The sequence below is a fragment of the Ochrobactrum sp. Marseille-Q0166 genome (assembly GCF_014397025.1).
In the GTDB taxonomy this organism is placed as follows: Bacteria; Pseudomonadota; Alphaproteobacteria; order Rhizobiales; family Rhizobiaceae; genus Brucella.
In genome coordinates this window covers 401,646-415,538 of sequence record NZ_JACJUO010000003.1, presented here as the reverse complement: position 1 = coordinate 415,538, position 13,893 = coordinate 401,646, and the positions used below count along the sequence as shown (strand labels likewise).

The following is a 13,893-nucleotide window of genomic DNA, read 5'->3' as shown; positions in this document are numbered from 1 at the left end:
GGCAGGGCAGATGACTTCAAAATCAGTGAAAAAATCCGTCGATAATCTTACTTTGTCCGTCGAGAGCACGGATGAACGCAAGATCGATGTTGTTGAGAATGCGCTACTCCTCATAATTGCCTGCTTCCTTGGTCTGGTTTCTAACTGGGTGGGAACGGGTGTTACACCTGTGCAAGCTTTGCCTGGGATGGCAGTTCTCTATTGTGCGTCTCTCGGTGGTTTGATTATGGCGCGCTATATGCCTTTTTACCTTCCAAGTGTCGCATGGGTTTCGTTTATTGCTATTGTCATTACAATTCCTGGCGTTCCAATATCGGAATTTGTTCTGGCCAAAGTAGGCGATTTGAACTTTCTTGCACTGGCAACACCGGCACTTGCCTATGGCGGCTTGGCGCTCACACGCAATGAGTTTGAGATTGCCCGCCGCTCGGGCTGGAAGATCGTCATTGTGGCTATATGCGTGATGATTGGCACATATCTTGGATCAGTGGTTGTTGCCGACCTTACGCTGCGCATCACGGGCTAAGTTATTTTTTGGTGAGGCAATATTGGCTTTACCAAATCTATCGTGAGGGTTCAAACATGTCTATTTTTCTTAACGAAGCGGATATAGCTGAAGCAACGGCGTGGAGGCATGATTTACATAGTCATCCAGAACTCGCTTTTGAGGAAAATCGGACTGCGACGCTCATAGCGGAGAAACTACGCTCATGGGGTTATGATATTGCGAAGGGGTACGCAAAAACAGGCGTAGTCGGTAGTTTAAGCCGCGGAACATCGAGCCGTTCAATCGGCATTCGTGCAGATATGGATGCGTTGCCTATCGTTGAAAAGAGCGGTGTCGCTTATGCGTCCGAGATATCAGGAAAAATGCATGCCTGCGGTCATGATGGGCATGTGACAATGGCTCTTGCAGCAGCGAAAGCGATCAGCAAACTTGATTTTGATGGAACGGTGCATTTCATTTTTCAGCCAGCTGAGGAAAATGAGGGTGGCGGTCGCGACATGGTAAAGGACGGCCTTTTCAAAGACTTTGCGATGGACGCGGTTTATGGGCTGCATAACTGGCCTGCGCTTGAGTTAGGCACATGTGTCGCGCGGGATGACGCGATGATGGCGGCTTTTGGTACATTTGAGATTGAGCTGACAGGTAAAGGGGCTCATGGTGCCATGCCGCATGAAGGTGCAGATCCAGTAGTTGCCGCGTCGCAACTAGTTACAGCTCTTCAGACAATCGCAAGCCGCAATGTATCGCCGTTGGAATCTGCAGTTGTTTCAGTCACGCAAATGCATGGCGGTGATGCATGGAATGTTATACCAGAAACAATGGTTATTCGCGGTACAACCCGTTGGTTTTTGCCTGAGGTTGGCGAGATAATCGCCCACCGTATGCAGGCTTTATCTTCATCGATCGCAGAAGGGTTCGGTTGTACGGCACACGTTAGTTATGAAGCAAGATATCCGGCAACGATCAATACAGCGGAGAACGCACGTAAAGTTCGTGAGCTTGCGGAATCAACCGATCTTGGCCTCAAGGTTTTGGATGTCGCCCCAAGTATGGCGGCAGAAGATTTTGCATTCATGCTACAGGAAAAGCCAGGGTGTTACTTTTGGCTAGGCAGCAAGCGGGATGGTGCCAACCCGGGGCTTCATTCGCCTTACTACGACTTCAATGATGCTCTTTTGCCGATAGGAGCGAACTTCTGGATTAAGCTTGTGCAGAGCGAACTAGCTGTTGCTTAATTGGACGTTGCAAGTTTTGCAACGGACATTGATTAAAGGTGGCTTCTCGGCAACAAAGGGTCATGGATACTCTCGACGCTAAAGAATTGCGCTTGTTTATGGCAGTGGTCCGGTTTGGTTCGATCCGTGCCGCTGCCGAGCATGCGAATGTTGCACCGTCCGTTGTTAGTCGACAGATTGCTGAAACAGAACGCAATATAGGTTTATCTCTGTTCGAACGGAATGCGCGCGGCATGACGTTGACTGAGGCTGGTGAGCTGGTTCTTGAACATAGCAAACGTGTTCTTGAGGAGCACAGTCTGCTCACAGAGCAACTTGGATTTCTAAAAGGTGTTCAGCAAAGACGTGTTCGAATTTTATGCGGCGAAGGGTTTCTCGCCGATGTTTTGCAATATGGTCTTGGGGCTTTTGTCAGAATTTATCCAGATATTCAATATGACTTACAGCTTGGAGGAACTCAAAGCGTTTTGGACGGCATAGCAAATGGTGATGCAGATATTGGGATTGCTTATAATCCATTGATGGATGCACGTGTTCGTTCTCTGGCGATCTCGAAACAATCGCTCTGTGTTATTACGCCTCCAGAGCATCCATTGCTTAAGAAAAGCCAACTTGAGTTGGCTGACTGTGCAGGCCTTCCAAATGCTTTGTTGCGGCCCGGACATGGGATCACACAGCTTGTCACGCGTGTTGCTGCGGATGGTGGATTTGCTATCGCGCCGTTGGTGGAAACAACATCAATTGATGTTTTGCGACGTTTTGTGATAGCGGGTCTTGGCATATCATTTTTACCACGGTTCGCTGTCTCAACAGAGCTGGTGCGCAATGCGGTTGCAATTCGGGAACTGTCAGATCCGTTACTCGCTGAGGCAAGTGCACATCTCATGGTGCGCGCGCGTCGTAGATTGCCGCTTTCAGTCGAAAGGCTGAGCGGTTTTCTCGCCAACAATATGGCTGCCTTCAAGTAGATATACAAAATACTGTTGCATGGCGTGGGACACTGCGTTGTTTCCTAGACGGCTATGCGCTTGGCCGGTTTGGTGCCAGCTTTTCTTCATTCGAAATGTGGTGAGCCTTAAGGTCACGCGTGAAAAATGGAGAGTGGGAATGTCACAACAGGATAAGCCAATAATTGGCGTTGTTGGCCTTGGTAGTATGGGGCTTGGCATGGCGAAGACGCTTGCTACCAAAGGTTTCCCTACGTTTGGTTTTGATTTGTCGGCAGAACGCAAGGAACTGGCTGAGAGTGTAAATGTAACACCAGTGGACAGCCTCGATATCATCTTTGAAAAGGCGGAGTTTCTAGTTTTTTCTCTTCCAACTGCACGCGATGTGGAAGCTGTCGTGAATGCACATATGGACCACTTCGGTAAAGATCGTCGGCGTGTCGTTATCATCGATACATCCACCTCAGAGCCAGATGTTAGCAGAGCATTGGCGCAGAAGCTTAACACACTTGGACACGGATTCCTTGATGCGCCAGTAAGTGGTGGCCCTGCAGGAGCGGCTTCCGGCAAGCTGACGATGATGATCGGCGGAAGTGACACTGATCTTGCACTCGCGCAGCCTGTCATTGAAGCCATGGCCGCAAAAGTATTGCATGTAGGGCCGAGCGGTGCCGGTAACGTGGCAAAGCTTGTCAATAATCTTTTGGCCGCAGCTCATATGATTACAACAAGTGAGGCCCTGAAGCTTGCGCTGGCCGCTGGGATAAGCCCAGAGGCAACATTGCGTGTATTGAATGCAGCTTCCGGAAAATCGATGATCAGTGAAGTTCATTTTCCAACTTGGATTATGAACGACCGTTTTGACAGCGGTTTTTCGATGGGGCTGATGCGCAAAGATGTGCGTTTGGCGCAGGAAATGGCGCAACGTACAGGTGCAGACAATCCTCTTACGTCTGTTGTTGCAAAGCTTTGGGCCGATGCAGCGCATCTCAACGATAATGATGACTTCACCCAGATGGGCGCTTTTCAACCCAATTCATCTAAATAATGAGCCATAACATGACGCAAATAATCGAAACAAACGCACAGTCCGCACGTATTGCTGAAATATTCCAACACTTTTTCTCGAACGGCGAAATCGGCAGTTTCGTGAATGGTGAGATTCTTATCGGTCGTGGTTCTGAGCAGAACCTGACGGATCCAGCGACCGGTAAAGTCTTTGCTTCGTTCAAGGATGCAGATCAATCCGTGATAGATGCGGCGATGTATAGTGCGTCTTGCGCTCAAAAGGAATGGATGGGGCTGACAGCTTCTGCACGTGGACGCGTGATGAATGAAATTGCTAGGCGAATTCGTGAAAATGCTTCGCTCATAGCAGAAATTGAGAGCCGCTCGGCTGGAAGACCTATTCGCGATATTCGTGGCGAAGCCGTTCGCGTGGCTGAGATGTTTGAATATTATGCGGGTTGGTGTGACAAGCTCTATGGTGATGTCATTCCTGTGCCGAGCAGTCACCTCAATTACACGCGACATGAGCCAATTGGTGTCGTAGCGCAGATCACTCCATGGAATGCGCCTTTGTTTACAGGCGGGTGGCAGATTGCCCCGGCAATCTGTGCAGGTAACGCAGTCGTTATCAAGCCATCAGAATTGACGCCTCTTTCAACGTTGATCCTTGGATTGATGTGCGAGCAGGGTGGCGCGCCACGCGGACTTGTCAATGTTATCGCGGGTCAGGGGCTTACTGCTGGACAAGCTTTAGTTTCACATCCGCTTACTGGACTTGTCGTCTTTGTAGGGTCGGCTAAGGCTGGTTCCGATATTGCAGCCACCGCAGCCAAGAATGTTGTGCCTTGTATCCTTGAACTCGGTGGCAAGTCGGGAAATATCGTGTTTCCAGACACCAATATTGACCGTGCAATTATTGGTGCTCAATCGGCCATTTTTAGCGGAGCTGGCCAGAGTTGTGTTTCTGGTTCACGATTGCTGGTTCATCGTTCAATTCACCAAGAGTTTGTTGAACGTTACGCCGATGCTGCGAACCGCATTGTAGTAGGAAATCCTTACGACGATAATTCTCATATAGGGCCAATCAACAATGCGCGGCAATGGTCAAAGATTGATCAGATGGTACAGGATGGCATCGCGGATGGCGCAGTGCTAGCGACGGGCGGAAAAAAACCGGAATTTCTTGAAGAAACTGGTGGCTATTATTATGCGCCGACAATTCTCGACCAGGTCAATCCTGCCATGAATATCGCAAGGGAAGAAGTCTTTGGCCCAGTGGTTGCGGTTATGCCGTTTGATGATGAAGCAGAAGCAGTAGCTCTTGCTAATGATAATCCCTATGGCCTTGCAGGCGCTGTTTGGACAGAAAATGTTGCGCGTGCGCACCGCGTTGCTGCTAACGTACGGGCTGGCACCTTCTGGATTAATGGCTACAAGACAATTTCGGTCATGTCTCCATTCGGCGGTTTTGGGCGCAGCGGCTATGGCCGCTCGAGCGGCAAAGATGGGCTGATGGCTTACACTCAAGCAAAAAGCATTTGGGTGGAGACTGCTGAAAATCCTGCCGTGACATTTGGCTATTCACCCGAAGCCTGATAGATTGCACAAGTAACGGTGCCTCCAAAAAAGGCATCGTTACCTCTAAGTTATGGCTATGTAAAACTCAATATAATTGTCAGGCGGGCTGTAGTATTCACGCGATACGGTCTAAGCATGGCATAATTTTATCTTTGTCGAAAACAGTTCTCTTCTTCTTAAAATGGTATTGTCACGTTAACTTTGTGCTTTCGAGAAGGTACCTGAGTTTGGGTTTTTCACGCGATAGCTGCCGCCGTTTTCCAAGTGTCGAATGCTTCGAGGCAATGGTAGCGAATTGTCTGTGCGGTGCGGCGACGAGATGGAACAGAAAAACAATTGCGGGTCGCTGAGTGCATGGAGACGAACCGTTGCAACGCTCCAGGTGACCGATGACCTTGCATGGTTCGCTCCCGTTTTCGAAACGGCAGATGGCTGTTTTCGGCTCGGTTATTGAGGCCCTTGTGCGACCAATGTTCGAGGCCGGGCGCCACGTCCGCTTTTGCTGCCCCGTAGGAGCGCAGCTTATCGGTGTTGATCCGTTTGGGAGCAAAGCCATAGCGTTTCATTAACGCCACGAGCATGCGCTTTGCCGCCCTTCTGTCACGCCGCTTCTGTAAGATTTCTTCGAGAACGATGCCATGTTGATCCACCGCACGCCAGAGCCAGAATTTCTCTCCAGCGCATTTCACAACGACTTCGTCCAGATACCAAACGTCGCCGCAGATTGCGGGCGATCTGGGGGCCGAACTTAGCGATCCAACGACGAACCGTCTCATAGGAAACGTCAATCCCACGCTCAAGCAGGATTTCCTCAACTTCGCAGGCTCAGGTTGAACCGCAGATAAAGCCACACCGCGTGAGAAACTATCTGCGGAGAAAAACGGTGACGCTTGAAACTCATATCTGATGTCTGCATCACCAAAATTTAAGCCCAACACGTCAGGCAGGCAACTGCAGATCAGTTAACGTGACAATACCCCTCGAAGCATTCGACACTTGGAAAACGGCGGCAGCTATCGCGTGAAAAACCCAAACTCAGGGGCTTTGTCGCAAATTTTTTGCCCGGTTAAAGACGGCCATATCTGTGGACGCAATTATGCTGCGAGCTGTGCGAAGACCTCGAATGGCGAGCGGTTGTTGTTGGCGAATTGCTTCTTGCGGATCATATGCGCCACTTCGATGCCAGCAATTGTCGCTGAAGCTGAATGGAATGCTTTGAAGCCTAATGTGTGTTTAGTGATCCGCTTAATGAACCGATGGTCCTGTTCAAGGATGGGCTTTGTCGCAAAATTTTCACTTCTGTTGAGTTAAATGCGTCCGTTATGTTTATTTGAACGAGATGCGAGCGAATGGCTGTCGATTTCAAAGGGGCTCATTTCCCCAAAAGCGTCATTCTTTATGCCGTATTCTTCTACCTTCGTTACCCTGCCTCCTATCGTGACCTTCAGGAAATTATGGCCGAACGAGGCGTCGATGTTGATCATGCAACCTTAAACCGTTGGGTCGTTCGATATGCGCCACAGATTGCAGATCAGGCACAGAAACGTAAGCGACCAACATCTGGCTCATGGCGTGTTGACGAGACTTATATAAAGGTCAAAGGGAACTGGACCTATCTGTATAGAGCCGTAGATCGTGATGGCCAAACTCTTGACTTCATGCTCTCTGAGCGCCGAAATATCGGCACAGCAAGGCGTTTCTTTAGGAAAGCCATTGCAAGCAATGGTGTTCCTAACAAAATCGTCATTGATAAGAGCGGGGCGAATTTAGCTGGCGCACAGGCTATCAACACGATCCTGAAAATCACGGGCACAGGTAAGATGATTGAAATCCTGCAGGCCAAATATTTGAACAACATCCTTGAACAGGACCATCGGTTCATTAAGCGGATCACTAAACACACATTAGGCTTCAAAGCATTCCATTCAGCTTCAGCGACAATTGCTGGCATCGAAGTGGCGCATATGATCCGCAAGAAGCAATTCGCCAACAACAACCGCTCGCCATTCAAGGTCTTCGCACAGCTCGCAGCATAATTGCGTCCACAGATATGGCCGTCTTTAACCGGGCAAAAAATTTGCGACAAAGCCGTTTCCTGAATGCCACCGAGATTGGTAAAGAAAATATCGTTTGCTTGTGCGGCAATTGAGCCTACAGTTTTCGCGCCATAAATATAAACGCCGTCTTTGGTGACCTTGCGGGCCTTGAGCAGCGAAGCTTCCGAAGCCTTTGGCGAAGAGCGATCAGCCTGTGGCCCTGCAAGGCTTTCCGAAGCGGTCAGATTGTTGTTCTGACCATATTCCATATAGCGCTCAATGTTTTCTGCGAAGTCCGGGTCAATACCTTCAATAAGCGACTTCTTCTTCTTGAATGTCGGCAAATAGGCATAAAGACCAACAACAATCGATGGAGCCAGATCCGGTGGGCGTCCAAAGGTGCCAGCGGTCTTGAGCGAGGTGTACTCGATCATTCGGCGGCGCGCAGCGAGATCTTCTTTGGTGCGTGGAATCTGCCATGAACGGCTCAGAACTGCGCCTGCCTTCTCATCATAATAGGTGGTGGCGTCTGCATGTTCCTCAGTGAACTGATCGTCGAACATCGATGCGAGAAGTTCGATACCTTTCGCGAGCGCTGGTTCGTCATAAACGGAATTCAGTTTCTGTCCGCCAACCCAAATCTGGCGGTTGTCCTTGAGCGACTCTTTATACTCTTCGCCGGTCTTCAACCGATGTGGCTGAGTTGCGATCTTTGCTGCTGTTCCCTGTGTCACATGGGCCTCCTATTGCAATTGGAATCGCGGGTGTTCCCCGTTTTTATTGAGCGTTTCCGGTATCAGGATCAGGCACTTGCGGCCTTCTCGTCGCGCATCTGACGGATAACCTCCGTCGCAACGCGCATAGAATCGAGGGCTGCTGGCACGCCACAATAGATCGCTGCCTGAAGAATAACTTCAACGATCTCTTCTTCCGTAACGCCGTTGTTCAGAGCGCCACGGACATGTATTTTCACTTCATGTGGACGGTTCAGTGCAGTTAGCATTGCGAGATTGAGAAAGCTGCGGGTCTTGCGTTCCAGTCCCGGACGGGTCCAGATTTCACCCCAGCACCATTCCGTGACCAACTTCTGCAATGGCGCGGTCAGATCGTCTGCACTGGCCAGCGAAGGCGCTACATAGCCATCGCCAAGCACTTCACGTCTGACCTTCAGCCCTTTCTGGAATTGTTCACCGCTAAATTCGGGACGAGTCATGCATCTCTCCGTTAAGGTGGGCAGGACGGCTGTCTCGTTCCTGTCGCCTGGCTTCAGATTGATTTTGCCGTTCTGATTGTCTCAAGGTTAGACATGCTGGACTTGACCTGTCAATAGATTGTATGACAAGATTACGGTCATACTAAAAACAGAGTTCGACAGTTTTCGGCAAACGTGAACGTAAAGTGGGAAAATGATGGCGGCTCCTGCGGCAGATTTTAACGAGAAACCAACGCCTTTTGAGCTTTACGCACTTCGTTACGCCACGCACACCGGACGAACAGCGAAAGATAATTTTCTTTATGCTGATCCACATGAGTCGGGTGAAAATCTGGATTATTTCATCTGGCTGGCGCGTCGAGGAGGCGAAATTTACGTCATTGATACGGGGTTCGGGCAGCAAGCAGCCGATGCGCGGGTACGCACGTTTTTGCGTCGTCCTGTTGATGCGCTTGCGCTGCTGGATGTGGATGCCGGAAAGGTCAGCGAGGTGATTCTCACGCATCTGCATTATGACCATGCCGGAACCCTCGGCGATTTTCCGTCAGCTCGCTTTCATCTTCAGGTCAACGAGGCAGAGCATGCGACCGGCCCATGCATGTGTGATCCAAAAGCGCGAGCGCCGTTCGATGTTGGAAATATCGTTGACTACGTCCGTCATCTGTATGCCGGTCGCATTGAATTTCATCGCGGCGATACGGAACTATCGCCCGGTATCTGGTTGCATTCGGTGCCGGGGCATAGTGCAGGTTTGCAGGCTGTTCGGGTTTATACAAAGCGCGGCTGGGTGGTTCTTGCCTCTGATGCAACGCATTTTTACGCTAATATGGAGCGCGAGAATCCGTTTCCGGTCTTGTTTGACGAAGCAGAACTCATTCGCGGCTATGCTCGTTTAACTGAACTGGCTCCAACACTAGATCATATCGTGCCGGGGCATGATCCAGCGGTAATGCGCGCTTATTGTGCGCCGTCAGAAGCGCTTGAAGGCATTGTTGTGCGACTGGATGTTGAGCCAGTTCTCAAATGGGAGGAACTGGCACGATGAATTCGGTTTGGGCTCCCTGTAGCGATAAAACTGTGCTGATCACGGGTTCGGCTCTTGGGCTGGGCCTTGAGCTTGCGCGGGTCTTTGCAAAAGCCGGAAACCGCATTTTCCTCACGGATATTCGGCCGGAAGTAACCGATGTTGCTGCGGCTTTGGCGGATGAGATAAGCCAGCCGGTCGGTGCTGTGTCGCTTGATTTATCTCAGGAAGGTGCTGCGGATGAGCTTTTTGAACACGCAAAAAGATATTTAGGCAGCATCGACATTCTGATCAACAATGCGGTTATTCGTAAAATTTCACCAGTGCAATCGCTTGCAGATTCCGACTGGGATCGTGCGTTGGAAGTTAATCTTTCTGCACCGTTCCGGCTGATCCGGGCTTGCCTTCCCGACATGCAGGCACGTGGCTGGGGACGGATCATCAATATGGCGTCTGTTTATAGTTTGATCGCTCTTGCAGAGCGCGCGGATTATGTCACCACCAAGCATGCGATGATCGGCCTGACCCGCACGTTGGCGCTTGAACTGGCTTCAACAACAATCACCTGCAACGCAATATGTCCAGGGTTGATGGCGACAGATTCAGCGCGGGGCCGCATCAGGCTGCTGGCTACTGAGAAAGGCTTAAGCGAAGAAGAGGCAACACGCCTCTTTCTTTCAACCCGCCAACCGGGCGGAAAATTTATTCCGATGGATACGGTAACAGCTCTTGCTTTGTTTCTTAGCGGCTCTGCCAGCGAAGGCATCAATGGCGCTGCAATACCGGTGGATAATGGTTGGTCTTTTGCCTGACAGCGGGGCCACGATAACAGGAGAGTGGAATGTCTGAACTGGGTTTTGTCGGGCTTGGTAATATGGGACGCCCGATGGCAGAGCGCATCTTGGGTGCAGGCTACAAGCTGGTGGTCAATGACCGTTCAGAGGCAGCGGTTTCAGCTTTGACAGGTGCCGGGGCAGATGCAGCCAGCAGTCTTGAAGATCTATGCGCCCGGGTTGAAACAGTCCTCCTCTCCTTGCCTACACCCGAAGTCGTTTTGGCAGTCGGGCGAGCCATTGCTGCAAATCCCGGTGTTGTGAAACGCGTTGTTGATCTTTCAACAACCGGACCGAAAGCTGAAATGGATTTGGCGGAAATCCTTTCTTCAGCCGGCATAGCTTTGATCGACAGCCCGGTTTCCGGCGGTGTTGCAGGTGCAAAAAAGGGAACACTTGCCCTGATGGCCGCTGGCCCATCCGCAGATTTTAGCGTTGTTGAGCCAATGCTTCTGACGCTTGGAAAAGTAATTCGTGTGGCCGAAGAACCCGGCAAGGCACAGGTGATGAAGCTCATCAACAATATCTGCTCCGCGGCAGCACTTGCGATCACTTCCGAAGCGATGGTTATGGGGGCAAAGGCGGGGCTAGATGCGGATGTTATGATTGAGGTTCTGAATGCCGGTTCAGGTCGCACCTCGGCAAGTGTCGATAAAATTCCACGCTTCGTGCTGCCGCGCGGTTTTGATTTTGGGTTCGCGATAGCCTTATCTCTGAAGGATATTCGCCTTTGCCTTGAAGAAGCCGAACGTCTTGGTGTGCCAATGCTGGTTGGTAACGCTGTGCGGATGCTATTTTCCATTACCAAAGCTGATCTCGGACCGGATGCTGATATGACGGCAATCATTCGCCCATTGGAACAATGGGCTGGAACGGAAGTGCGTGGCAAAGCTGCCGGTGCTTGATATGAAGGGTTTGAGCGCTGTAATTGCTGAGTTTATTCATTCGCCACCGGCGATGCCTGATGCTGTGCTTGCAGCCGGGCGGCGCTCGCTGCTCAACATGGTCGGTACAGCAATCGGTGGTTCAAATGAAGCTGCAATCCAGAAGCTGGTAGCGATGCTGCCAGCTTTTTCCGGTCCAGCCACTGCCGGCCTGATCGGACGCGCTGAACGTGCTGATATGCTCTGGGCCGCTTATATCAATGCGGCCTCGGCAAATATTTTCGATTTCGATGACACCCATGTTCCGACAGTTATTCATCCGTCTGCACCTGTTGCGCCGGCTATTCTGGCTTTAGCTGAGACGCTGGCCGCTGAGGGGAAGCCTGTATCCGGGCGCGCGCTGATCGAAGCGTTTGTTCTGGGAGCAGAATTAACATGTCGACTGGGCAATGCATTGCATCCGGTCCATTATGCGCGCGGTTGGCATATTACATCAACTTGCGGAGCTTTTGGCGCAACCCTTGCTGCTGGCAGACTTTTAAAACTCTCATCCAGAGAACTCGTCGATGCGTTGGGCCATGCTCTGGCTCAGACTTCCGGCTCAGTTGAAACGCTTGGAACAATGTCGAAAAGCCTCTCGGTGGGGCAGGCCGCACGCGCGGGTTTGATGTCTGCTTTGCTGGCATCTAAAGGCTATACTGGTCCTGACGCGCCACTAGAAGGGGAAAGGGGATTTCTGGCGCTGCATTCAGATGCCCCGGATTTATCAGCTCTTACAGACGGATTGGGAAGCCGCTGGGAGATTCTCAAAAATACTTTCAAGCCTTATCCTTGTGGCGTGGTTCTCAACCCAGTTATCGAAGCCTGTCTTGCATTGCATGCGCAAGAGGATTTTCACACTAATGATATTGCTTCCATCGCATTGACGGGGCATCCGCTTCTGCGGCAGCGTACGGATCGTCCAAACGTCACCACGGGAAGGCTTTCACAGGTCAGCGCGCAGCATGCTGTTGCGGTGAGCTTACTATGGGGCAGGGCTGATCTTGAAGCGTTTTCCGATCATGCTGTGCAGGATCGGCAACTCAAAGATTTGGCGTCAAAAGTATCTTTCTTAGATGATCCTTCCTTTCCATTTGAAGCGGCTGAAGTTTGTCTTTTGCTGCATGACGGACGCAAGCTAGAACAGAGAATTGATGCCGCCAAAGGCGGGCTGGATCATCCGATGACCGATGCCGATCTCGCGGCAAAGTTCCGCGTGCAGATTAGCTGGTGCGGCGTTGATCTCGATGCCGATAGGCTGATCGCTACGCTTAATGCAATTGAAGACGCTGCGGATGGCGCAGCTTTTCTCGCAATGACGCGAGGCAATACGGACATGAATGGGAGAGCGATATGAGCATTGAGAAGATTGCTGATCCGATATTCACGCTGACAACAGGCCCGGTGGATGCCTATCCGGCGGTACTTCGTGCGCTGTCACGGCCTGTTCTCTATGATTATGACCCCGCTTTTCTCGTATTCTATGAAACGGTCAATGCGAAGGTGCAGCGGGCCTTTCATACAAATACCCCGCCGGTTATTCTGCAGGGAGAGCCTGTATTGGGACTGGAAGCAGCTGCGGCATCGCTGATCAACAGAAATGATGTGGTGCTTAATCTCGTATCTGGTGTTTATGGCAAAGGCTTTGGCTCTTGGGCAGCACGCTATGCCAAAGAAGTCGTTGAACTTGCAGTGCCCTACAACGAAGTGCTTTTGGCAGAGGCGATAGCAGATTTTTTAAAGAAGCGGCCAGATGTTGCCGTAGTCTCGATCTGTCATCATGATACGCCGTCCGGCACGGTCAATCCGGTTGCTGAGATCGGAGCAGTGGTAAAAGCCGCGGGCAAACTGTTCATCGTGGATTCCGTTTCGGCTTTTGGCGGAATGGATGTTTTGCCGCAGACATCCTTTGCCGATATTTTTGTAACGGGTCCGAATAAATGTCTTGGTTGTCCACCTGGACTGACCCTTTTGCATGTCAGCGATGCCGCCTGGGAAAAAATGGCCGCTAATCCTGATGCACCGCGCGCTTCAATTCTTTCAATTGTTGATTGGAAGGATGCGCATAGAGCTGATCGGCCGTTTCCATTCACGCCTTCGGTTTCTGAGATCAATGCGCTTGATGCCGCACTCGATATTTATCTGGATGAAGGCGAAGAAAACGTCTGGGCGCGTCATGCGCTCACAGCTAAAGCCTGTCGGGCAGGGGTGCAGGCGGCTGGTTTGAGACTCTGGGCTGCTCGCGAGGAGATAGCATCTCCAACATGCACGGCTGTGGCGGTTCCTGAAGGTATTGATGAAGCGAAGCTGCGTAGTTCAATTCGTGAGCGCTATGGTGTCGTGTTCTCATCTGGACGTGGTGAGACTTTGGGAAAACTCACCCGGATCGGACATATGGGGCCGACTGCCCGTCCGCCGTATTCGGTCATGTCTGTTGCCGCAATTGCGGGTGGGCTGAAAGCCGCAGGCGTTAAACATGTGGATGTTGGAGCCGGCGTTGCAGCCGCTATGGCGGTTATAGATGCGGCACAAGCGTGAGGTTTTGCACATTAGACAGGCATGATGGCAAATCTGATGCTTTCAAAACA

12 protein-coding genes and 3 pseudogenes are annotated in these 13,893 nt (G+C 51.1%); 11 read left to right on the top strand and 4 right to left on the bottom strand.

Translation table 11 applies throughout. From position 1 onward, the window contains the following. The first annotated feature begins 10 nt into the window (after nt 1-10). The 5 genes from H5024_RS20390 to H5024_RS20370 all read left to right on the top strand — a co-directional run bounded on the left by H5024_RS20390 (nt 11) and on the right by H5024_RS20370 (nt 5,294). Nucleotides 11-526, top strand: a complete 516-nt coding sequence (locus H5024_RS20390) for a hypothetical protein (protein ID WP_187549010.1) — start codon at nt 11-13, stop codon at nt 524-526. A 56-nt stretch (nt 527-582) separates the two neighbouring features. After that, nucleotides 583-1,743, top strand: coding sequence for a M20 aminoacylase family protein (locus H5024_RS20385; RefSeq protein WP_187549136.1), 1,161 nt, complete (start codon nt 583-585; stop codon nt 1,741-1,743). A 62-nt stretch (nt 1,744-1,805) separates the two neighbouring features. After that, a complete protein-coding gene (locus H5024_RS20380) occupies nt 1,806-2,711 on the top strand; it encodes a LysR family transcriptional regulator (RefSeq protein ID WP_187549009.1) in 906 nt (301 codons plus the stop codon). A 139-nt stretch (nt 2,712-2,850) separates the two neighbouring features. Further along, nucleotides 2,851-3,738: an NAD(P)-dependent oxidoreductase gene (locus H5024_RS20375; protein ID WP_187549008.1), complete on the top strand. Its 888-nt coding sequence runs from the start codon at nt 2,851-2,853 to the stop codon at nt 3,736-3,738. 11 nt (nt 3,739-3,749) lie between these two features. Next, nucleotides 3,750-5,294: an aldehyde dehydrogenase family protein gene (locus H5024_RS20370; RefSeq protein WP_187549007.1), complete on the top strand. Its 1,545-nt coding sequence runs from the start codon at nt 3,750-3,752 to the stop codon at nt 5,292-5,294. Between the two features lie 218 nt (nt 5,295-5,512). Here the strand turns inward: H5024_RS20370 and H5024_RS20365 are convergent. Next, nucleotides 5,513-6,192: pseudogene (locus tag H5024_RS20365) on the bottom strand (IS6 family transposase). Between the two features lie 178 nt (nt 6,193-6,370). Continuing rightward, nucleotides 6,371-6,550, bottom strand: a pseudogene (locus H5024_RS20360) (DDE-type integrase/transposase/recombinase); the annotation flags it as partial. Nucleotides 6,551-6,625: 75 nt separating this feature from the next. Between H5024_RS20360 and H5024_RS20355 the strand changes: the two are divergent. Next, nucleotides 6,626-7,312, top strand: coding sequence for an IS6 family transposase (locus H5024_RS20355; RefSeq protein WP_187549135.1), 687 nt, complete (start codon nt 6,626-6,628; stop codon nt 7,310-7,312). Between the two features lie 83 nt (nt 7,313-7,395). Here H5024_RS20355 and H5024_RS20350 read toward each other — a convergent pair. Beyond that, nucleotides 7,396-8,046, bottom strand: a pseudogene (locus H5024_RS20350) (4-hydroxyphenylacetate 3-hydroxylase N-terminal domain-containing protein); the annotation flags it as partial. A gap of 68 nt (nt 8,047-8,114) precedes the next feature. Continuing rightward, nucleotides 8,115-8,525, bottom strand: coding sequence for a carboxymuconolactone decarboxylase family protein (locus H5024_RS20345; protein WP_187549006.1), 411 nt, complete (start codon nt 8,523-8,525; stop codon nt 8,115-8,117). A 193-nt stretch (nt 8,526-8,718) separates the two neighbouring features. Between H5024_RS20345 and H5024_RS20340 the strand changes: the two genes are divergently transcribed. The 5 genes from H5024_RS20340 to H5024_RS20320 are packed head-to-tail and all read left to right on the top strand — an operon-like array spanning nt 8,719 to nt 13,843. Continuing rightward, complete coding sequence (locus H5024_RS20340) at nt 8,719-9,570, top strand: N-acyl homoserine lactonase family protein (protein WP_247875409.1); 852 nt, start codon at nt 8,719-8,721, stop codon at nt 9,568-9,570. Then, entirely contained in the window at nt 9,567-10,361 is a 795-nt protein-coding gene (locus H5024_RS20335; RefSeq protein WP_187549005.1) for an SDR family NAD(P)-dependent oxidoreductase, read from the top strand. The genes H5024_RS20340 and H5024_RS20335 overlap by 4 nt, the downstream gene beginning before the upstream one ends. Nucleotides 10,362-10,390: 29 nt before the next feature. Then, nucleotides 10,391-11,287: an NAD(P)-dependent oxidoreductase gene (locus H5024_RS20330; protein ID WP_187549004.1), complete on the top strand. Its 897-nt coding sequence runs from the start codon at nt 10,391-10,393 to the stop codon at nt 11,285-11,287. Further along, nucleotides 11,265-12,662, top strand: a complete 1,398-nt coding sequence (locus H5024_RS20325; RefSeq protein WP_187549003.1) for an MmgE/PrpD family protein — start codon at nt 11,265-11,267, stop codon at nt 12,660-12,662. The genes H5024_RS20330 and H5024_RS20325 overlap by 23 nt, the downstream gene beginning before the upstream one ends. Further along, nucleotides 12,659-13,843 (top strand): alanine--glyoxylate aminotransferase family protein, encoded by a 1,185-nt coding sequence (locus H5024_RS20320; protein ID WP_187549002.1) that lies wholly within the window; start codon nt 12,659-12,661, stop codon nt 13,841-13,843. The genes H5024_RS20325 and H5024_RS20320 overlap by 4 nt, the downstream gene beginning before the upstream one ends. Nucleotides 13,844-13,893 lie beyond the last annotated feature (50 nt).